The sequence below is a fragment of the Vibrio sp. 10N.286.49.C3 genome, from assembly GCF_041469545.1.
GTDB classification, from domain to species: domain Bacteria; phylum Pseudomonadota; class Gammaproteobacteria; order Enterobacterales; family Vibrionaceae; genus Vibrio; species Vibrio tasmaniensis_A.
Genome location: NZ_JBFRKT010000027.1, coordinates 61209 through 83671 on the forward strand (window position 1 = coordinate 61209; position 22463 = coordinate 83671).

At 44.5% G+C, this 22463-nt stretch carries 18 protein-coding genes; 11 read left to right on the plus strand and 7 right to left on the minus strand.

The window, feature by feature from the left end; genetic code table 11:
* Positions 1-9: 9 nt before the first annotated feature.
* The 11 genes from murC (at position 10) to AB4180_RS12490 (ending at position 16623) form a co-directional block, all read left to right on the plus strand.
* A complete protein-coding gene (gene murC / locus AB4180_RS12440; protein WP_012603213.1) occupies positions 10-1470 on the plus strand; it encodes a UDP-N-acetylmuramate--L-alanine ligase in 1461 nt (486 codons plus the stop codon).
* A gap of 191 nt (positions 1471-1661) precedes the next feature.
* Positions 1662-2441 carry a cell division protein FtsQ/DivIB gene (locus tag AB4180_RS12445; RefSeq protein ID WP_009848959.1) on the plus strand — a complete coding sequence of 260 codons (780 nt, stop codon included), beginning with the start codon at positions 1662-1664 and terminating at the stop codon, positions 2439-2441.
* Positions 2434-3702, plus strand: a complete 1269-nt coding sequence (ftsA, locus tag AB4180_RS12450; protein ID WP_004729844.1) for a cell division protein FtsA — start codon at positions 2434-2436, stop codon at positions 3700-3702. The genes AB4180_RS12445 and ftsA overlap by 8 nt, the downstream gene beginning before the upstream one ends.
* Before the next feature lie 31 nt (positions 3703-3733).
* Entirely contained in the window at positions 3734-4963 is a 1230-nt protein-coding gene (gene ftsZ, locus AB4180_RS12455; protein WP_012603216.1) for a cell division protein FtsZ, read from the plus strand.
* Positions 4964-5059: 96 nt separating this feature from the next.
* The gene (gene lpxC / locus AB4180_RS12460) at positions 5060-5977 is read left to right on the plus strand and encodes a UDP-3-O-acyl-N-acetylglucosamine deacetylase (protein ID WP_009848388.1); all 918 of its coding nucleotides are present in this window, start codon (positions 5060-5062) and stop codon (positions 5975-5977) included.
* 388 nt (positions 5978-6365) lie between these two features.
* On the plus strand, positions 6366-9092 hold the full coding sequence (gene secA / locus AB4180_RS12465; protein ID WP_102250322.1) for a preprotein translocase subunit SecA: 2727 nt from the start codon (positions 6366-6368) through the stop codon (positions 9090-9092).
* A 306-nt stretch (positions 9093-9398) separates the two neighbouring features.
* Positions 9399-9797 (plus strand): 8-oxo-dGTP diphosphatase MutT, encoded by a 399-nt coding sequence (gene mutT / locus AB4180_RS12470; protein WP_102250323.1) that lies wholly within the window; start codon positions 9399-9401, stop codon positions 9795-9797.
* 92 nt (positions 9798-9889) lie between these two features.
* A complete protein-coding gene (dapB, locus tag AB4180_RS12475) occupies positions 9890-10714 on the plus strand; it encodes a 4-hydroxy-tetrahydrodipicolinate reductase (RefSeq protein ID WP_020628676.1) in 825 nt (274 codons plus the stop codon).
* A 503-nt stretch (positions 10715-11217) separates the two neighbouring features.
* Entirely contained in the window at positions 11218-12390 is a 1173-nt protein-coding gene (gene carA / locus AB4180_RS12480) for a glutamine-hydrolyzing carbamoyl-phosphate synthase small subunit (RefSeq protein ID WP_017077691.1), read from the plus strand.
* 16 nt (positions 12391-12406) lie between these two features.
* Positions 12407-15637, plus strand: coding sequence for a carbamoyl-phosphate synthase large subunit (gene carB / locus AB4180_RS12485; protein WP_004734974.1), 3231 nt, complete (start codon positions 12407-12409; stop codon positions 15635-15637).
* Positions 15638-15843: 206 nt separating this feature from the next.
* Entirely contained in the window at positions 15844-16623 is a 780-nt protein-coding gene (locus AB4180_RS12490; RefSeq protein ID WP_004734975.1) for a TSUP family transporter, read from the plus strand.
* Here AB4180_RS12490 and AB4180_RS12495 read toward each other — a convergent pair.
* The 7 genes from AB4180_RS12495 to AB4180_RS12525 form a co-directional block, all read right to left on the minus strand.
* Positions 16574-17419, minus strand: a complete 846-nt coding sequence (locus AB4180_RS12495; protein ID WP_017080246.1) for a LysR family transcriptional regulator — start codon at positions 17417-17419, stop codon at positions 16574-16576. The genes AB4180_RS12490 and AB4180_RS12495 overlap by 50 nt on opposite strands.
* Positions 17420-17553: 134 nt before the next feature.
* Positions 17554-18135: a flavodoxin family protein gene (locus AB4180_RS12500; protein ID WP_102250324.1), complete on the minus strand. Its 582-nt coding sequence runs from the start codon at positions 18133-18135 to the stop codon at positions 17554-17556.
* A gap of 253 nt (positions 18136-18388) precedes the next feature.
* Positions 18389-19006, minus strand: a complete 618-nt coding sequence (locus tag AB4180_RS12505) for a TRIC cation channel family protein (RefSeq protein WP_004734978.1) — start codon at positions 19004-19006, stop codon at positions 18389-18391.
* Positions 19007-19080: 74 nt separating this feature from the next.
* Positions 19081-19950, minus strand: a complete 870-nt coding sequence (gene btuF / locus AB4180_RS12510; RefSeq protein ID WP_004734979.1) for a vitamin B12 ABC transporter substrate-binding protein BtuF — start codon at positions 19948-19950, stop codon at positions 19081-19083.
* A gap of 1 nt (position 19951) precedes the next feature.
* The gene (locus AB4180_RS12515) at positions 19952-20905 is read right to left on the minus strand and encodes a cobalamin biosynthesis family protein (RefSeq protein WP_004734980.1); all 954 of its coding nucleotides are present in this window, start codon (positions 20903-20905) and stop codon (positions 19952-19954) included.
* Between the two features lie 10 nt (positions 20906-20915).
* Positions 20916-21611 carry a 5'-methylthioadenosine/S-adenosylhomocysteine nucleosidase gene (gene mtnN / locus AB4180_RS12520; protein WP_102250325.1) on the minus strand — a complete coding sequence of 232 codons (696 nt, stop codon included), beginning with the start codon at positions 21609-21611 and terminating at the stop codon, positions 20916-20918.
* Positions 21612-21738: 127 nt separating this feature from the next.
* Positions 21739-22167, minus strand: a complete 429-nt coding sequence (locus AB4180_RS12525; protein WP_048618243.1) for a DUF1499 domain-containing protein — start codon at positions 22165-22167, stop codon at positions 21739-21741.
* Between the last annotated feature and the right edge of the window lie 296 nt (positions 22168-22463).

Sequence of the window (22463 nt, forward strand, 5' to 3'; positions counted from 1 at the left end):
ATTGAATTGATGACGATTGAACATACCCAAGACTTAGCGCAAATCCGTGCAATGGTGCCAGAGATGCGCCGTGTTAAATCTATCCACTTCATTGGTATTGGTGGTGCCGGAATGAGCGGGATTGCTGAAGTCTTGCTTAATGAAGGCTACCAGATCACAGGTTCTGATATTGCTCAAAACCCAGTGACAGAACGCTTAGTTAGCAAGGGGGCTACTGTTTACGTTGGTCACCAAGCAAGTAACGTTGCCGATGCAAGTGTTGTGGTGGTTTCAACCGCTATCAACGAAGAAAACCCAGAAATTATTGCTGCTCGTGAAGCGCGCACACCGATCGTACGTCGTGCTGAAATGCTGGCTGAGCTGATGCGTTTTCGTCACGGCATTGCTGTGGCAGGTACACACGGTAAAACAACCACGACTGCGCTAGTGACACAGATTTACTCTGAAGCAGGCCTAGATCCAACCTTCGTAAACGGTGGTTTGGTGAAAAGTGCAGGTACTAACGCACGTTTAGGTTCGAGCCGTATTCTTATCGCTGAAGCTGATGAAAGTGATGCGTCATTCTTACATCTGCAACCAATGGTTAGTATCGTCACTAACATTGAAGCGGATCATATGGACACTTACGGCGGCGATTTTGAAACGCTGAAGCAGACGTTTATTGATTTCTTACATAACCTGCCATTCTACGGCCAGGCTGTGATGTGTGTTGATGATCCTGTAGTGCGTGAGCTTATACCTCAGGTTAGCCGCCAAGTGATTACTTACGGCTTCTCAGAAGATGCTGATATCCGTATTGAAAACTACGTACAAGAAGGTCAGCAAGGCAAATTCACGGTGGTACGTGAAGGTAAAGCTAACCTTGATATTACGCTAAACATTCCGGGTCGTCACAATGCATTGAATGCATCCGCTGCGATTGCTGTTGCAACAGAAGATGACATCAGCGATGAAGCGATTCTAAAAGCGATGGCGGGAACCGAAGGCACGGGTCGTCGTTTCGATCACCTAGGTGAGTACGAAACAGGTAAAGGTGTTGCAATGCTGGTTGATGATTACGGTCATCACCCAACCGAAGTGGACGTAACCATTCAAGCTGCACGAAGTGGCTGGACTGATAAACGTCTTGTTATGATCTTCCAACCGCACCGTTATAGCCGTACTCGCGATCTGTATGATGATTTTGCGAACGTTCTTGAACAAGTTGATGTCCTAATTCTGTTAGATGTTTATTCTGCAGGTGAGAAACCTATTGCAGGGGCTGACGGGCGTTCATTAAGTCGAACTATTCGCGGGCGTGGTAAGATAGATCCAATCTTTGTTGCCGATATCAACGCACTGCCATCGGCTTTAGCCAACGTAATTCAAGGCGGTGACCTTGTTTTAACGCAGGGTGCGGGCGACGTTGGCCGTGTAGCGAAGCAGTTGGAATCATTGCAGTTAGACATTAATAAGATGCAGAACGCGTAACAGAATACTGTCTACAGACTGTGGTCAATCGCTCACTTCTTGCGATTGACCTAAAATTGACCAAAAATCTTATTATCAACGTTTGATAGTTTAGTTTTGCTCAGTATAATTCATAGGTTAAAGTAAGTGCTTTTACCTCTATTACGAAGATAGGGAATAGAATTGCGAACCAACGACAGGGAATGCGGGCTTTGGTAGAAAGTACTTTTAGCGAAAACCGCCACCTATTCAGTTTACCGTCGCTCAAGAAACACGCCTTAGGCGGGTCTTTTTTTGTCATGGTATTGCTATTCATTGGATTTCTTTTCTATACCACACTGACTTGGATGTGGGACGATCAGCGATTGCCTCTCTCTAAAATAGTACTGCAAGGCGACTTAACTTATGTAACCGCTGGTGATGTTCAACATGCCTTTAGCGAGCTAGAGCATATTGGAACATTCATGTCTCAAGATATTGGCGTGTTGCAACACAGTTTAGAAGCGTTGCCTTGGGTTTCTGTTGTCTCGATTCGTAAGCAGTGGCCAGACACAATAAAAGTATTTTTGACTGAGTATCATGCGACAGCTATCTGGAATGGCAATATGTTGTTGAATGAAGATGGTCAGGTGTTTAATGGTGATATTGGCCTTTTGAAGGGTGATAGAGTTAAACTTTACGGTCCAGATGGCACTAGCCAACAAGTGATTGAAAAGTGGCGACAGATAACGCCTTTAATTAACAGCCTAGGGTTAACCGTTACCTCGCTCGTTCTCAATGAGCGTCGCGCCTGGCAAATCATTCTAGACAACGGTATTCGTTTAGAATTAGGTAAAGATTTTTTAGATGAGCGTGTTGAGCGCTTTATTTCGCTTTACAACGAATTAGGTAGTAAGGCGAATCAAGTGAGCTACATCGACCTCAGGTACGATACGGGAGCCGCTGTAGGCTGGTTTCCAGAGCAAGAGTTAGAAGAGAGTACAGATGACTAAGACCGCAGATGACAACATAATCGTTGGTCTTGATATAGGCACTGCGACCATATCAGCTCTAGTTGGTGAAATATTGCCTGATGGTCAAATCAATATCATTGGTTCTGGGCAAAGCCCATCCAGAGGTATGGATAAAGGTGGTGTAAACGACCTAGAGTCGGTAGTTAAGTCGGTTCAGCGAGCTATTGATCAAGCAGAGTTGATGGCGGAATGCCAAATCAGCAATGTATTTATCTCGCTATCGGGTAAACATATCGCAAGCCGAATTGAAAAAGGCATGGGCACTATCTCTGATGAAGAAGTGTCTCAAGACGATATGGATCGAGCGATCCATACCGCGAAATCAATTAAAATAGGTGATGAGCAGAGAATTCTGCACGTGATCCCACAAGAATTTACCATTGATTATCAAGAAGGGATTAAGAACCCACTTGGTTTATCTGGTGTTCGAATGGAAGTCAGTGTTCACCTAATTTCTTGCCATAGCGACATGGCGAGAAACATTATTAAAGCTGTTGAACGATGTGGTCTCACTGTAGAACAAATCGTGTTTTCAGGACTTGCCTCAAGTAATGCGGTAATTACTGACGACGAGAGAGAGCTTGGAGTCTGTGTTGTTGATATTGGTGCTGGTACGATGGATATTTCCATTTGGACTGGCGGCGCACTGCGACACACAGAAGTCTTTTCCTACGCAGGAAATGCAGTAACCAGTGATATTGCCTTCGCTTTTGGCACGCCAGTGAGCGATGCTGAAGAGATAAAAGTAAACCATGGTTGCGCTCTGAGTGAACTCGTAAGCAAGGATGATTCTGTTAACGTCCCTAGTGTAGGTGGCCGTCCATCGAGAAGTTTGCAAAGACAAACTTTGTCGGAAGTGATTGAACCACGTTACACTGAACTTATGGGGCTCGTTAACCAAACTATTGATACGGTTCAATTACAGCTACGAGATGAAGGTATTAAACACCACCTTGCAGCTGGCGTCGTTCTCACTGGTGGAGCGGCACAAATTGACGGATTGGTAGAGTGTGCGGAACGTGTTTTCCGCAATCAAGTTCGAGTTGGTAAGCCGTTAGAAGTTAGTGGTTTAACCGACTATGTTAAAGAGCCGTATCATTCTACGGCGGTTGGTTTACTTCATTACGCAAGAGATTGTCAGATCAGCGATGAAGGTGATTACAGCGAACCTAAGCGTTCAGCACCTTCTATGTCTGGTTTATTTGGTAAATTGCGAAATTGGATACAAAAAGAGTTTTAACCTGAGTTGCAGGAAAAAACGGAGATAACACATGTTTGAACCGATGATGGAAATGTCTGACGATGCAGTAATTAAAGTCGTTGGAGTTGGTGGTGGTGGCGGTAACGCTGTTGAGCACATGGTGCGTGAATCAATCGAAGGTGTAGAATTCATCAGTGTTAACACTGATGCACAAGCACTTCGTAAAACAAGCGTTAGCAGCGTGATCCAAATTGGTGGTGATATCACTAAAGGTTTGGGCGCTGGTGCAAACCCACAAGTAGGCCGTGATGCAGCTCTCGAAGATCGAGAAAGAATTAAAGAAGTTCTAACTGGCGCCGATATGGTATTTATCGCAGCTGGTATGGGCGGTGGTACGGGTACAGGTGCTGCTCCAGTTATTGCTGAAGTTGCGAAAGAGCTGGGTGTGCTAACGGTTGCTGTTGTAACTAAGCCATTTAGCTTCGAAGGCAAAAAACGTTTAGCGTTTGCTGAGCAAGGTATCGAAGAGCTTTCTAAGCATGTGGATTCTTTAATTACGATTCCAAATGAAAAGCTACTTAAGGTACTTGGCCGCGGCGTTACTCTGCTAGAAGCTTTCGCAAGTGCAAATGATGTACTTAAAAATGCTGTACAAGGTATCGCTGAGCTAATTACTCGCCCAGGTATGATTAACGTCGATTTCGCGGATGTTCGCACCGTAATGTCAGAGATGGGTCATGCAATGATGGGTAGCGGTATCGCAAAAGGCGAAGACCGTGCTGAAGAAGCTGCTGAAACGGCAATTTCTAGCCCACTACTAGAAGACATCGACCTAGCTGGTGCTCGTGGCGTTCTTGTGAACATCACAGCTGGCCTAGATATGCGCTTAGATGAATTCGAAACAGTAGGTAATACAGTTAAGGCATTCGCATCTGATAACGCAACAGTTGTGATTGGTACTTCTCTAGACCCTGATATGACGGATGAAATCCGTGTAACTGTTGTAGCAACAGGTATCGGCACAGAGAAAAAACCAGACATTACACTAGTTGCTGGTGGTAAAGCTAAGGTTGCACCAACTCCTCAACCACAGGTCGCGGCTCAAACTGCACCAAAAGTGGAAGATAAAGTGGCACAACCATTGCAAGAAAAAACTGAGGTAAAACCTCAAGTTAAGCCGCAGCCAACAACGTCACCTGTTTCTTCAGGTACAGGCGCTAGCCAAAGTGCAGCACCTAAAGCTGAGAAAGAGAGTGGATACTTAGATATTCCGGCATTCTTACGACGTCAGGCTGATTAACAAATACCCAAAGTTTGACTATCGTCGAATTAATGGTAAAATTCGCGGTCGGTAAATACTGACCGTGATTTGTAGCACTGATAACGAGGCAAGCAGATGATCAGACAACGTACTCTGAAAGAAATTGTGAAAACAACTGGTGTGGGTCTCCACTCTGGTCGTAAAGTCACACTTACTCTTCGCCCGGCAGCTGCAAATACAGGTATTGTTTATCGTCGTACAGATGTAAATCCACCTGTAGATTTCCCAGCTGATCCAGCGTCAGTTCGTGACACTATGTTATGTACTGCTCTTGTTAATGACGAAGGCGTACGTATCTCTACAGTGGAACACCTTAACGCAGCTCTAGCGGGCATGGGCATTGACAACATTATTGTTGAAGTCGATGCACCAGAGATCCCAATTATGGATGGTAGCGCAAGCCCATTCGTATACTTGCTACAACAAGCGGGTGTAGAAACACTGAATGCAGCGAAACGTTTTATTCGAATCAAAAAGCCAATCCGTTTTGAAGATGGCGATAAGTGGGCAGAGTTTGTGCCATTTAACGGCTTCCGTATGGACTTCGAAATCGAATTCAACCATCCAGCAATTGAATCTGATGAACAGCACCTGTTGTTTGATTTTTCTTCACAAGGCTTTGTGAAAGAAATTTCTCGTGCTCGTACCTTCGGCTTCATGCGTGATATTGAATACCTACAATCACAAAACTTGTGTTTGGGTGGTAGCTTTGATTGCGCAATCGTACTAGACGAATACCGAATTCTTAATGAAGAAGGTCTACGTTTCGAAAACGAGTTCGTAACGCATAAAGTGCTAGATGCGATTGGTGACCTTTACATGTGTGGACACGCTATTATTGGTGAATTCCGTGCATACAAATCAGGTCACGGTCTAAATAATCAACTACTACGCGCAGTACTTGCTGATGCAGAAGCTTGGGAATGGGCAACATTCGAAGAAGAGGTTGGCTCTCCTGTTGCGTTTGCTGAACCAGGAATGGTTCTAGCGTAATTGTTGTTTACGACAATATAAGATTTTGAAAACCAGGTCATTGACCTGGTTTTTTTGTATCTATTTTCCAGATACAGTGTCGTCAGTATTTAAAAGTTGCCTAGTATTTGGCTGCAGTCTGGCTAATCCATCAACAATTAGAAAGAAAAGTACCAAGCACATCAAACAAATGGGGTTATAAATGGTCGTTGGTGTGAAAATTACTTACACTAGAGGGCATTAATTTTAACTGAAGCCTTGAAAACTCTACTCTCAAGTACAATATCAAAGATACTAGATTTATCTCAGTATCCTTGGTTAGTAACTAAAGACTAGTTTATAGCTAGTAGAGACTGACGGCATTTAAAATAGATCGCGGACGATCTGAGAACGAAGAGATTCCAAGCACATGATTACTAAGCTGCTGACAAAGGTAATTGGCAGTCGCAATGACAGAACACTGCGCCGCCTTAGAAAAATTGTAAAAGAAATTAATAACTTCGAACCAACGTTTGAAGCTCTTTCAGACGATGAACTAAAAGCAAAAACGGTTGAGTTTCGTGAGCGCTTAGATAAAGGTGAATCGTTAGATCAACTTCTACCTGAAGCATTCGCTACGGTACGTGAAGCGTCGAAGCGTGTTTACGGCATGCGTCATTTTGACGTGCAAATGATTGGTGGCATGGTTCTAAATGCTGGCCAAATTGCAGAGATGCGTACTGGTGAAGGTAAGACTCTTACCGCAACCCTACCAGCTTATCTAAACGCGCTACCAAGCAAAGGTGTTCACGTAATAACGGTGAACGATTACCTAGCGAAGCGTGATGCGGAAACAAACCGCCCATTATTTGAATTCCTTGGCATGACTGTTGGCGTGAATGTGGCAAACATGGCTCCGCCAGAGAAAAAAGAAGCGTACCAAGCTGACATCCTATACGGAACAAACAACGAGTTTGGTTTTGATTACCTTCGTGACAACATGGCTTTCCGTGCTGAAGACCGAGTTCAACGTGAGCGCTTCTTTGCTGTAGTCGATGAGGTTGACTCAATCTTAATTGATGAAGCTCGTACTCCGTTAATTATCTCTGGCCCCGCTGAAGATAGTTCTGACCTTTATACGCGCATTAACACTCTAATTCCTTCTCTAGAGCGTCAAGATAAAGAAGATTCAGAAGAGTACCGTGGTGAAGGTCACTACACCATGGACGAAAAATCAAAACAGGTTCACCTGACTGAAAACGGTCAAGAATTTGTAGAAGAACTAATGGTCAAAAACAGCTTGATGGAAGAGGGTGACACACTTTACTCTCCAACCAATATCAGCCTATTGCACCATGTGAATGCTGCGCTTCGTGCACACGTATTGTTTGAGAAAAACGTCGACTACATCGTTACTGAAGAAGGCGAAGTGGTTATCGTTGATGAACATACTGGTCGTACTATGCCAGGTCGTCGTTGGTCTGAAGGTTTACACCAAGCTGTTGAAGCTAAAGAAGGTGTGAAGATTCAAAATGAAAACCAAACATTAGCATCGATCACATTCCAGAATTTCTTCCGTCTGTATGAAAAACTGTCAGGTATGACAGGTACTGCTGATACAGAAGCGTTCGAATTCCAGTCTATCTACGGCCTAGAAACAGTGGTTATCCCAACCAACAAGCCTATGGTTCGTAACGATATGCCAGATGTGGTTTATCGTACTGAAGAAGACAAGTTCAATGCGATCATTGAAGACATCAAAGACCGTGTAGCGGCTGGTCAGCCATCACTGGTTGGTACAGTTTCTATCGAGAAATCTGAACTGCTGTCTAACGCATTGAAAAAATCAAAAATTAAGCACAACGTTCTAAATGCTAAGTTTCATGAAATGGAAGCTGAGATCGTTGCACAAGCTGGTATGCCAGGTGCGGTAACTATCGCAACTAACATGGCCGGTCGTGGTACCGATATCGTGCTAGGTGGTAGCTGGCAGGCACAACTTGAGAAACTAGATAACCCAACCAAAGAGCAGATCGAGAAGATCAAAGCTGATTGGAGAATCATTCACGATAAAGTACTTGAGTCAGGTGGTCTGCACATCATTGGTACTGAGCGTCATGAATCTCGCCGTATCGATAACCAGCTACGTGGTCGTTCTGGTCGTCAAGGTGATGCGGGTTCTTCTCGTTTCTACCTATCAATGGAAGATTCTCTACTACGTATCTTTACGTCTGATCGTATGGCTGGTCTTATCCAAAGTGGTATGGACGAAGGCGAAGCGATTGAATCTAAGATGTTATCTCGCTCAATTGAAAAAGCTCAACGTAAAGTGGAAGGTCGCAACTTCGACATCCGTAAGCAGCTTCTTGAATACGATGACGTAGCCAATGACCAACGTAAGGTTGTTTATGAGCTACGTGATGAACTGATGAGCTCAGATGACATCAGCGAGATGATTGAACACAACCGTGAAGATGTACTGGCGTCAGTTATTGATGAATACATCGCTCCTCAGTCTCTTGAAGACATGTGGGATATCGCAGGTCTGCAAGATCGTCTCAAAAATGATTTCGATCTAGACTTTGATATTCAAGGTTGGTTAGACGAAGACGACAAGCTTTATGAAGAAGCATTGCGTGAGCGTATCCTAGGTATGGCGGTTGATTCGTACAAACAGAAAGAAGAAGTGGTTGGTGCTCAAGTACTGCGTAACTTCGAGAAGTCTGTGATGCTACAAACGCTAGACGGTCTTTGGAAAGAGCACTTGGCTGCGATGGATCACCTTCGTCAAGGTATCCACTTACGCGGTTATGCTCAGAAGAACCCGAAACAAGAGTACAAGCGCGAGTCGTTTGAACTGTTTGAAGGCCTACTAGATGTACTGAAAACAGACGTTGTGACCATCCTTTCTAAAGTTCGTGTTCAGCAACAAGAAGAAGTTGAAAAGATGGAAGCTCAACGTCAAGCTCAAGCTGAACAAGCGGCGCGTCGTGCACAAGCACAACATGCAACGGCTGAAAACCAGCTAGCTGACGATGAAGCGGATGCGGCATCTCCACAAACGGTAGTTCGCGATGAGCGTAAAGTGGGTCGTAACGAACCATGTCCATGTGGAAGTGGTAAGAAGTATAAACAGTGTCACGGTAAAATAGACTAAGTCTGGTGAATCGTTGCTGTAACGGATGATTGCAGTGTCGGAGGTACTCACTTACTCACGTAAGCTCCGAGCCTCCCCTTGCACTCACCACGTCACAGCTTAGCTTCACACAAACTTATTGATAAAAAGAGTCGCTTAGGCGGCTCTTTTTGTATGTGAAAATAATAAGGTTTCGATAGCGTCATCCTCGAGAGTGAGGGACGAGCGAATCGGGGATCTTTCGAACTAACAAAAGAGCAGATCCCCTATCTAATTCGTTCCTCATTGTAGGGAATGACGCTAGGGACATAGAAGGAACACCATCATATGAAAAGAATCCACATTGTAGCGGGCATCATCTTCAATCAAGATAAGTCACAGGTATTTATCACTAAGCGCCCAGACGATAAACACAAAGGCGGTTTTTGGGAATTTCCAGGTGGCAAGGTTGAAGCGGGCGAAACCATCGAACAAGCAATGACTCGTGAGCTCGATGAAGAGATTGGTATTAAGGTGACAGAACAGTCTCTGTTTGAACACCTTGAGTTTGATTACAGTGATAAGTCACTTAAGTTTGATTTCATCCTTGTGACTGATTTCGAGCAACAGCCTTATGGTAAAGAAAGACAGCAAGGTGAATGGGTCGATCTTGAATCATTGAGCCAATACGCGTTCCCTGAAGCAAATGTGCCAATTTTAGAGCGAGTAATAAAAGAGTTTTCGTAATTGCTAGCCTGAGTTTGAGATTGTTGTTAGTTTAAAGAGATTAATCGAATGAACGTTGCTGCAAGAGATAAGTGGCAACGGTAACCAAAACAATGGAGATATTCGCAGTGGTAAGAATTGCAATTGCAGGAGCAGCTGGCCGTATGGGTCGTAACTTGGTGAAAGCCGCTCACCATAATTCAGAAGCAAGCGTTGGTGCTGGTTCAGAGCGTCCAGAGTCATCTTTGGTCGGTGTTGACGTTGGCGAGTTATGCGGTGAAGGTCGTTTTGATGTGGCTCTAGTTGATGACCTTTCGAAAGCGATTGAAGAGTTTGACGTGATTGTCGACTTTACCGCACCTGTAAGCACATTAGCGAATATTGAACTTTGTAAACGTCACGGTAAGAAACTGATCATTGGTACTACGGGTTTCTCTGAAGAAGAGAAGCAGGTTATTGATGCGGCTTCAAAAGAGATGGCTATAGTGATGGCACCAAACTATAGCGTTGGTGTGAACTTGGTTTTTAAGCTGTTAGAGAAGGCCGCTAAAGTGATGGGCGATTACTGTGATGTTGAAATCGTAGAGGCTCACCACCGTCATAAAGTCGATGCACCTTCTGGTACTGCGATTGGTATGGGCGAAGCGATCGCTGGTGCGATGGGCAATGAGCTAAACGATGTCGCTGTATGGTCACGCGAAGGCATTACGGGCGAGCGTACCAAAGATGAGATCGGCTTTGCGACGATTCGTGCCGGTGACATCATTGGCGAGCATACCGCAATGTTTGCTGATATTGGTGAGCGCGTTGAAATTACCCATAAAGCAACGGATAGAATGACCTTTGCTAATGGTGCGATAAAGGCAGCTGTTTGGCTAAATGATAAGCCAGCAGGCTTTTATACCATGACGGATGTGCTTGGCTTGAATGACCTGTAAATAGATATTTATGCGCTGGCAATTGCCGGCGCTTTCTTTATTTGGTGGCTTTTCCTTAATAATCTCTCTTCTACGATCTTCCTTCTACTTTCTTCTTATCGCCATTCTCCCTCTATTTTTATGCTATTTATGCAGGCTTTAGTGTGTTTTTTGTTTTAGATCTTTAAATTATCATGTTTTCTCTTGGTATTTATCGATTGCGTTTTGTCGCTGATATTTTTGGCACTCTATGGTTAGCTAAAATGACGGGTGAAAATTAGAAAATCGTAATATTCCTATTAATTGAGTATGAAAGTTGAACTTTTGAAGCTTTGGTAAAGGAAATTGAATTAGTTCTTACAAATGTTTAATTTCTTTTGCGTTAAATGTTGACACGTATCACGCAGATCACTAAAATACCGCCAATTTGTCTAATTTCCATAAACACGCAGTTTTTGGTGTTGCAGGAAGGTAGATTTGCAAATTAAATCAATTTTAATGCATTTTTATTTCTGGAGGTTGTCTTGAAGAAGTCAGCACTACTCGTCCTAGAAGATGGGACAGTATTTCACGGTGAAGCCATTGGCGCTGTAGGTTCTGCAGTTGGTGAAGTCGTTTTTAATACCTCGATGACGGGGTACCAAGAAATCCTCACTGATCCTTCCTATTCTCAGCAAATCGTTACCCTTACTTACCCTCACATTGGCAATACCGGAACCAATTCCGAAGATGAAGAATCTTCTTCAATCCATGCTCAAGGCCTTGTGATTCGCGATCTCCCTCTAATCGCTTCTAACTTCCGTAATGAACAATCCCTTTCTGATTACCTTAAGTCGCAAAACGTTGTTGGTATCGCTGATATCGATACTCGTAAGCTGACGCGTATTCTTCGTGAAAAAGGCGCACAGAACGGGTGTATCGTAGCTGGCTCTTCAGTAAATGATGGAAATTTAGATGAAGCTTTGGCTCTAGCTAAAGCAAAAGAATTCCCTGGCCTGAAAGGTATGGACCTTGCGAAAGAAGTTACAACAAAAGAAGCGTATCAATGGAAACAAGGTTCGTGGACGCTTACGGGTGGACTTCCTGAAGCGAAAGCAGACTCTGAATTGCCATACCACGTTGTTGCTTATGACTTCGGCGCAAAACGAAACATCTTACGAATGCTTGTTGACCGCGGCTGCCGCCTAACGGTTGTTCCTGCTGAAACTTCAGCAGAAGAAGTACTCGCTCTGAACCCTGATGGTGTTTTCCTTTCAAATGGCCCTGGTGACCCAGAACCATGTACTTACGCAATTGAAGCAACAAAAGTGTTCCTAGAAAAAGGTTTACCAATCTTTGGTATCTGTCTAGGTCACCAGATTCTTGCTCTTGCGTCAGGCGCTAAGACAGTGAAGATGAAGTTTGGTCACCACGGTGCAAACCACCCGGTTAAAGATTTAGATCGTGATGTTGTGATGATTACTTCACAAAACCACGGCTTTGCTGCTGACGAAGATACGCTTCCAGAGACATTACGAGCGACTCATAAGTCTCTATTTGATGGTTCTCTACAAGGTATCCACCGTACAGACAAACCAGCATTTAGCTTCCAAGGTCACCCAGAAGCAAGCCCAGGTCCAGAAGATGCGGCACCGCTATTCGACCACTTCATTGAATTAATTAACCAGTCTGTTGCAAACAAACAAGACAAAGCGTAATCCGGAGTAGTAGATAATGCCAAAACGTACTGACATTAAAAGTGTTCTAATTCTAGGTGCTGGTCCGATTGTTATCGGTCAAGCATGTGAGTTTGATTACTCTGGTGCTCAAGCTTGTAAAGCACTTCGCGAAGAAGGTTACCGAGTTATTCTTGTAAACTCGAACCCAGCGACAATCATGACTGACCCAGACATGGCTGATGCGACTTACATCGAACCTATCCAATGGGAAGTGGTTCGTAACATCATCGCTAAAGAGAAGCCAGATGCAGTTCTACCGACAATGGGCGGTCAAACTGCACTTAACTGTGCGTTAGATTTAGAAAAATACGGCGTACTTGAAGAGTTCGGCGTAGAGATGATTGGCGCAACGGCTGACGCTATCGATAAAGCTGAAGACCGTTCTCGTTTTGATAAAGCAATGAAATCGATTGGTCTTGAGTGTCCAACGGCTGATACAGCGAAAACGATGGAAGAAGCTTACAAAGTTCAAGAAATGGTTGGTTTCCCTTGTATCATTCGTCCATCGTTTACGATGGGTGGTACAGGCGGTGGTATCGCTTATAACAAAGAAGAATTTGAAGAAATCTGTCGTCGTGGTTTGGACCTATCTCCAACTAACGAACTTCTTATCGATGAATCACTTATCGGTTGGAAAGAGTACGAGATGGAAGTGGTTCGCGACAAGAACGACAACTGCATCATCGTATGTGCGATTGAAAACTTTGACCCAATGGGTATTCACACTGGTGACTCGATCACAGTGGCTCCGGCTCAAACGCTGACAGACAAAGAATACCAACTAATGCGTAACGCTTCTCTAGCGGTACTGCGTGAGATTGGTGTTGAAACAGGTGGTTCAAACGTACAGTTTGGTATCAACCCGAAAGATGGCCGTATGGTTATCATCGAGATGAACCCACGTGTATCTCGTTCTTCTGCACTTGCTTCTAAAGCAACAGGTTTCCCAATCGCTAAGATTGCAGCGAAACTGGCTGTTGGCTTTACGCTAGACGAGCTAATGAATGACATCACTGGCGGCGCAACACCAGCATCATTCGAACCAACAATCGACTACGTAGTAACTAAGATTCCTCGTTTTAACTTCGAGAAATTTGCAGGTGCTAACGACCGTCTAACGACGCAAATGAAGTCGGTTGGTGAAGTTATGGCTATCGGCCGTAACCAACAAGAATCTCTACAGAAAGCACTTCGCGGTCTAGAAGTTGGCGCAACTGGTTTTGACGAAATGGTCGACCTAGATGCACCTGACGCTCTAACGACGATTCGCCATGAGCTTAAAGAAGCTGGTTCTGACCGTATTTGGTACATCGCAGACGCTTTCCGTGCTGGTATGTCAGTTGATGGTGTATTCAACCTAACGCAAATTGACCGTTGGTTCCTAGTTCAAATCGAAGACATCGTAAAACTAGAGCAAGAACTTAAAGCGAAAGGCTTTGCTGGTCTGAATAAAGACGAGCTAATGAAGCTTAAGCGTAAAGGTTTTGCTGATGCTCGCCTGTCTAAGATTCTAGGTGTGGCTGAAAGTGAAATTCGTCGTCTACGTGACCAATACGATATTCACCCAGTCTACAAGCGCGTAGATACGTGTGCGGCTGAGTTCTCTTCTGATACGGCTTACATGTACTCATCTTACGATGACGAATGTGAATCGAACCCAACAGACAAAGAGAAAATCATGATCTTAGGCGGCGGTCCAAACCGTATCGGCCAAGGTATTGAATTCGATTACTGTTGTGTACATGCATCTTTAGCACTACGTGAAGATGGCTACGAAACAATCATGGTTAACTGTAACCCTGAGACAGTTTCGACAGACTACGATACGTCTGACCGTCTGTACTTTGAACCAGTAACGCTGGAAGACGTACTAGCAATCGTTCGTGTTGAGAAGCCAAAAGGCGTTATCGTTCAGTACGGTGGTCAAACACCACTAAAACTGGCTCGTGAGCTTGAAGCTGCTGGCGTACCAATCATTGGTACTAGCCCAGACGCAATCGACCGTGCAGAAGACCGTGAGCGTTTCCAAGTTGCTGTTGACCGTCTTGGTCTTCTACAACCAGAAAACGCGACAGTAACAACAATGGAGCAAGCGGTAGAGAAATCTCGCGAAATCGGCTTCCCATTAGTTGTTCGTCCTTCTTATGTTCTTGGTGGTCGTGCGATGGAAATCGTATACGACGAGCAAGACTTACGTCGCTACTTCAACGAAGCTGTAAGTGTTTCAAACGAATCTCCAGTACTACTTGATAGCTTCCTAGATGATGCAATTGAAGTAGACGTTGATGCGATTTGTGACGGTGAGCGCGTTGTTATTGCGGGTATCATGGAGCATATCGAACAAGCGGGTGTTCACTCTGGTGACTCAGCATGTTCTCTTCCTGCTTACACGCTAAGCCAAGAAATCCAAGACGTAATGCGTGAGCAAGTTGAAAAGCTAGCGTTCGAGTTGGGTGTTCGTGGTCTAATGAATACGCAGTTTGCTGTTAAGAACAACGAAGTGTACCTAATCGAAGTTAACCCTCGTGCAGCACGTACAGTACCGTTCGTATCGAAGGCAACAGGCGCAGCAGTCGCTAAGATTGCAGCTCGTGTTATGGCAGGTCAATCGCTAGAGTCTCAAGGCTTTACGAAAGAAATCATTCCACCATACTACTCAGTGAAAGAAGTTGTTCTTCCGTTCAACAAATTCCCTGGTGTTGACCCACTATTAGGCCCAGAAATGCGCTCTACTGGTGAGGTTATGGGTGTTGGTGCAACGTTTGCTGAAGCATACTCTAAAGCTGAATTGGGTTGTGGCAACATCTACCCAGAAGGCGGCCGTGCACTTCTTTCTGTTCGCGAAGGCGACAAAGAGCGTGTTGTTGACCTAGCATCTAAGCTATCTAAGCTTGGTTACCAGCTAGACGCAACACACGGTACTGCGGTTATCCTTGGTGAAGCGGGTATCAACCCACGTCTAGTAAACAAGGTACACGAAGGTCGTCCTCACATTCTTGACCGTATCAAGAACAACGAGTACACGTACATCGTGAACACTGCAGCTGGCCGTCAAGCGATTGAAGATTCTAAAGTTCTTCGTCGTGGCGCACTGGCTGAGAAAGTGAACTACACGACTACGCTAAACGCTGCATTCGCGACTTGTATGGCGCACACTGCAGACGCGAAAACGTCAGTAACTTCAGTTCAAGAGCTACACGCACAAGTTAAAGCTTCTCAAGCTTAATTGACTCACGTGTATCGCTGTTAAGCGGATATAAATGCTCAAAGCCCACTCTTCGGAGTGGGCTTTTTTATGTCTGTCATCTGGCGAAAGTCTGGTAATGGCTAAATGATGAAAATTTGGAATAGGTTACAATCTTGTGTTTCGTTGTTGATTGTTTGCTCACGGTGGTAAGTTGTCGCTTCACGAGAATTTAAGGCGTTGGGTATATGGAAATCACTCTAGAAATATTGGCTATCTTGTTTGTTGTTGCAACGGCAGCAGGCTTTATTGATGCAATGGCTGGCGGCGGTGGATTATTGACTCTACCAGCATTGCTAGCGGCTGGAGTACCACCAACGCAGGCACTGGCAACCAACAAACTTCAAAGTTCTTTTGGCAGCTTCTCCGCCAGTTGGTATTTCGTACGCAACGGTATCGTTAGTATTAAAGAAATGCGCCTCGCGATCTTCTGTACTTTTATTGGGTCTGCAATTGGCGCCGAGTTAGTGCAGCATATTGATGCGAGCTTATTGACGAGCATGATCCCCTTACTGCTTATCGCCATCTCTCTCTATTTCCTATTAGCACCCCAAACTAGAGCGTCTGAAGGTAAGCAAAAGATGTCTGAAGCCGTGTTTGCTTTGTGCATTGGTGGCGGTGTTGGTTTCTACGATGGCTTCTTTGGCCCAGGAACGGGTTCTATTTTCACCGTCTGTTTTGTCGCTATCGGCCATTTCTCTTTAGTGGATGCAACGGCACGTACTAAGGTTCTTAACTTCACTTCGAATATCGCAGCTTTAATCTTCTTTATTTTGGCTGGTTTACCCATTTGGGAATTAGGCTTAGTGATGGCGGTTGGTGGCTTTATGGGCGCTCAGCTTGGCGCTAAAGTAGTGGTGACAAAAGGGCAGAAATGGATTCGCCCTCTTGTGATCGTGATGTCGATGTTAATGGCGTCTAAACTGCTTTGGGAACAGCATCAACAATGGATTCTATCAGTATTTTAACTCGTGGAGATTGATAGCTGTTCGGCCTTACACAGATATGAATCGGTCGAATCAATCCCTTCAATTCGGCAAAACTAAACAGGTATTGAGGCTCAATATTGAGTGTTTTTACGATAGAGAGCGGGATCAACGCTGGCCCTGTCCCACCCAACGCTAACTGAGCTGCTGCGGTGTAGGCATCCATCTCCATCAAGGGTTTGATGCCGAACTTTTCAAGCACAGATAACTGATACGAGTTTGCCGGATTGGTCATGTCGTTAGTGATGACCATTGGAGGAAGCTCCGTTAACGGCGACTTACTCACAATATAGAACGGCTCATCAAACAGATGGAATGTCATTAACCCATGATGCGGTGGCAGTAAACCAGCACACAACCCTAAGGTCGCTTTGCCAGATTGTACTCGCTCTATGATTCTTGGGGTATGGTTCGTGGTAATAGTGATGTATTTATCTTGCTGGATAAATTGGCCCATCATCTCACCTAGATAACCCGCGATCAGCGACTTAGAGCTATCTAAGGTGATGAGAGTGGTATCTTCCAACTCTTGCTGCTCATAAATAAGACCACGAAGTTCATTGAATGCAGGGCCGATACTCTCGATTAATGCAATCGCATCGGGCGTCAGTTTGATCTGTCGGCCACTCGGTTCTATGAGTTTCTTGCCTAACTTCTTCTCTAAATTAGCAATCCGTTTGCTGACCGCTGATTGGCTGATATAAAGCAAACTGCCGGTGCGGCTCATGGTTTTTGCTTTACTTAAAACCAATAGAGTTTCGATTCCTTCGAGTAGCATTGGGTTATATTCATGAAAGTTGGGAATGATTAAACCAAGTTACCTCAAACGCCATTCATTCTCTAGTCTGAGCACATAGATATCAGACAAGCTAGGGGTTTTGACGTTAGCTCGTTAATTAGGAAATTAGCTCGTTAGGCTTTCTTAACTAGACTCGCGATGCGTTGGCCAAAATAGAAAGCGGTTTTAAGATCATTACTATTGATGTGATTATTGGTGCTCTCTGCCATCTGATCATCACTGGCGACCAAACCAATACTTGAACCTGTGCGATTCAAACCTAAATCATCAATATGCTTTGAGATATCAAGCCCTGCCCAAATCATGCCATGCTGACAAGCCAGAGTGAAAAAGCTCAGTAGGGTTTGCTGTTGTTCACCGTTAAGGCTACCACCAGTGGTAAAGCCTGCTGCGAGTTTATTTCGCCACGCTTTCTTACAGTAGCTATCACTGCTCGCATCCATGAAGCTCTTAAATTGAGCCGCTGGTGAGCCCATGTAGGTTGGCGCACCAAAGATAATCGCATCACAATTGTCTAATGCGCTGAGCTTATCGTCATTGTCATATCTTCCTTCGACTATTTCAGAAGATAGCACTTCGACAAGGAGTACTGAGTTAGGTTGTTGAGTGTTAATGCCTTCAGCAATTGTTTCAGCAACTTGCTTAGTTGCTCCATTCTTAGAGAAGAAAACAATGCCCACTTTACCAATACTCATCTTGAACTCCCTTTTTCCAGTGTTAGTAAATAAAATTATTTATAAAGCTATTTGTTTATTAATATAGCCTGTGAACTATATAAGTAAACAAAAAACATTACTAACTAACAAGCTAAGAGCTATGAACTAACAAGCTAACTAAATTGAGTGTCAGGAAAGAAGGAGATCTTTGAAGGAGGAAATAGAGGGTATAAGTACTTTGAAAGCGAATTAAAAAAGGCTCCTTTGCGGAGCCTCTTAGTCATCGTTCTATCTATTTGATAGCGAAGGTTGGCAATGACAAGTGCCAGCGAATAGCGCCAAGCCTAATCAATAGTGTTGTGAACACACCGGCTAAAAATGCGGTTTCTGAATCGTGCCCCATGAGAATCGCCATTGTATGGAAAGCACCACCAATGATACAAGCCGTGGCGTAGACTTCACTTCTTAAGATCATCGGCACTTCACGGGCAAGCACGTCACGGATAATACCGCCACCACAGCCTGTGATAACACCCATGATAATAGCCACTAATGCCGAGTCTTGATAATTCAGCGCTTTCTCAACACCAATGCCAACAAATACGGCTAAGCCTATCGCATCACATACCGGCAATATCCACCAAGCCAAACGTTTAGGGCGTCTTACAATAATCATGGTCAGCAAACAGGTAGTGATAATGACCCAAAGGTAGGTGGTATCGGTGATCCAAAACACGGGAGTCGCACCCAATGCCATGTCACGAATCGTACCGCCGCCAATCGCGGTCACGCTGCCTAGAACGGCTACGCCAAAGGGGTCCATCTTAAGACGGCCAGCGACAAATACGCCTGAGACAGCAAAAATGGCAGTGCCAAATAAATCGATAATATAAAGCAGCATGGAGTCCATGATACTGGTGCTCTTATAGTTAAAATTGTAGGGACAGGTCGGTGGCGAATTGTACGAAAAAACGCAGCAAATAGTTAGTGATTTTGCCTAGCTCTATCGAAGAAATCGCATACTTGTTGGATCGCTTTCAAAGTTCTCGTTGTCGGGCGATTAATCCAGTCAGAATTGAGTGACCAAATCTGATTTTGAGCGACTGCTGGGATCTCGTCCTCCCAAGTTTGCCACATGGTTCCATTCTCAATTGCGTGCTGAGAAGTGAAGATCACTTGCGGTTTCCTTAATACAACTTGTTCAATACCAACTTGTGGATAAGGGGAAGCACTGTCTTCGAAAATATTCTGGCCGCCACAAAACTCAAACACCTCACTTGGCCAGTGCCCTTGAGCGACGGTGATGATCGGCTTCTCACTTAGCTGATAAAAGTAGTTTACGGGCTCAGCATCTTTATATTTTAGTCTCAATGCGTTGAGTTGTTTTTTGTATTGCTTGGCATTGTTTTTCCCAATACTCGGATCACTGGAGTATTGGCTGAGTTGTTCAATATTGGTCGCAATGCTATCTAGGCTTTTGGTTTTCGAGTAGTAAATATTAAACCCAAATTGCTCTAGTTTCGCGAGTTCTCTGGGCGGGTTTCCCGCTGGCCACGCAAGAATTAAATCAGGTTGCAGTGCGATGATCTTCTCTACCTTGATGCCTTGATAGTTTGCCACTTTTTCAAGCTGGTCTGCTTGTGGTGGGTAATCACTCCGCTCACTTACTGCAACAAGGTTACCACCTAAGCCAGCACTGTACGCGAGTTCAGTGGCGTGAGGAGCAAGGCTTACTACGCGTTGAGCTGGCAGTACTTTTTCTGGAGTCAGCGATGTTTCTTCCGCAAATGATAAAGGCAGCCATAAGCTGGAAGACAAAAGAGTAAGGCTTGTAACAAGTGCTGAAGGTTTCACTCTAAATCCCTTGGTGAACAAATAGTAAGATTAGGCTTTGTAAAAATATCCAGATAGCAATACGACCAAACAGCAGCTTCTGAACCTGAGATAGATGCAGAGCTGATGGGACGATTCTTCCCCCCAGTTTTGCGCGAATAGCTTTGGTGTTGTTGTAAATAGCAGGGCCACCCAATGATAATTCCAGCTTGTTGCCAACGGCCGTGATCAACCAAGCAGGCCCAGGCAGTGGCCAAGAACGGCTTTGGGCAAGCATCATCTTGAATGTGTGCATTGCTTTATCACCACATACGATCATCAAAGCAAACAAACGCATCGGTATGAATTCGAGGATCGCGACTATCTTGATAGCCGTTGAGCCGAACGGAGAAAATTGCTTGCGACTTGGCGACCAAGCTCGAGCTAACTCGACTACAAGGCGATACATTAAAGCCGCAATTCCACCACCAATGGCGTACCAGAATAAAACACATACCACATTGCGAGCGTAACCCATGATGATGGTTTCAGCAGCGGCTTTGCCAAGCCCAAGTGATGACAGTGATTCAGTTTGACGATTTACAACCGGAGCCAGTAACTGACGAGCGGCAGCTTTATCTTCTCGACCAAGCGCTTTGATCAGATGATTTGCTAGCTTTTCATTATTGCGCCAATCAATCGCCAGTAATAACAGCGCTAATTCAAACAGTTGAGATTGCCAAACCAATGGTTGCAGTGCCAATAGAATTACCAGAGTCGGCAGTACCATTACGCCCCAGGCTAATGTGCCCGAGATTAAGCTTTGGGAATAGTTTTGGTTGTTATTAACCTTGCTTGCTAAAAGCTCAGCAAACTTATGCCATAAGGTCGTAGGGTGTGCGGCATGGGGGATAGGTAAAATCAAATGAAAAAGCAGTGCTCCCCACATTACAAGGAGCACGCCATTTGCAAATACCTGATCAAACAGTGTTTGCATGTCTAGTCGCTTACTTTAGTAGGGCAACCATCTTGATAACCATCTCAGAAGAGCTTTGTGCTGCTAGTGGCAGGAACTCTTCGAAGCTCATTGGTGATTCTTTGTCTGCAACGTCAGAGATTGCACGAACGACCACGAATGGTACTTGGAATTGGTGACAAGCTTGAGCGATAGCAGATGCTTCCATCTCTACAGCAACGACAGATGGGAAGTGCTTGCGGATGAACGCTTGGCGTTCTGCTGTGCAAACAAATGCGTCGCCAGTACAGATAAGACCGCGAACGGCGTGCTTATCTTCCATTTGTGCTAGTGCTTGTTCAGCAACAGCTATCAGTTTGTCGTCCGCTTTGAACGCTGCAGGTTGACCTGCCATTTGACCGATTTCGTAACCGAAAGCTGTAACATCTGCATCGTGGTGACGAACTTCAGTTGAGATAACCACATCGCCAAGGTTCAGTGTTGAATCAAAACCGCCAGCAGAGCCCGTGTTCAGTACTACGTCTGGTTGGTATTCGCTTAGTAGGATTGAAGTACCCACTGCAGCAGCTACTTTACCAATGCCTGATTGAAGCAAAACAACGTCAACACCATTTATCTGACCAGAGAAAAAGGTACAACCGCCTTTATTAACTTCAGTAATGTCTGAAATTGCTGCCTTTAGGATCGCAACTTCTTGCTCCATTGCGCCAATGATGCCGATTTTCATGTGTAGTCTCTTAATAAATAATATTTAAACAGTAGAGCGAAATTGTAGCATGGATAAGAAGTGTCGAGCGACTGCCCAGAGGCACTTCTCATCCGAATAGCAGCGATTTATCTGCGTATTCTTTTATCTATTTGATCAGGCCTTCGCTTTTTAAGCTAGCGCGAAGTTGTTCAGCACGCTTTCGGTTTACGCCAAAATCAGAGTGACCAGTACGAGACTCTGAACGCACGATCAGTTTGCCATCAGTGATCTTAAGTTCTAAGTCATCGACAAAGCGCATGATGCGAGAAGTACATTCAACACGCAGGTAATCTTCTGTTTTACTTGCGGTTTTCGATCCCGATAAGGTTAGCGCAACCTGCTCAATCGCATCTAAGTTTGCTGAATCTGATAACTCAAACGCGGCCAATGCATGCTGTTCACGGTCATCTTGAGTTGATACGCAGTTTGGCTTGTCTCCACAAGGTGATGAAGTTCTGTCTTTCATGTCCGTGATTCCTTGGCTGCAAGCGGTTAAAGTCAAAAGAGATAGAGAAAGGAGAGCGGCTTTTTTCATAGTGTTTCCTATGGCGTTGTTTTAGTTTTAATTCTAGTTATCGGTATTGGCTTGTTTGCGATTGTTTTACGTATTTTCGTTATGCTTGTGATAAACGCATTTAATTCAAAAAAGGATCCATCATTGGATCCTTTTTTTATAGTAACGACCTGAGTAATAAAGGAAACCTTATATTAGGGCGTGTTGACCTTTCGTGGTTAAATTTTGTTCGAGATAAAAGCGTTTTAATCGCGGCGAGGGGGAAGTAGCCTAGTCACTCTAAGCAAATCTCCCTCAACAAAGAGTAAAACGCTTTT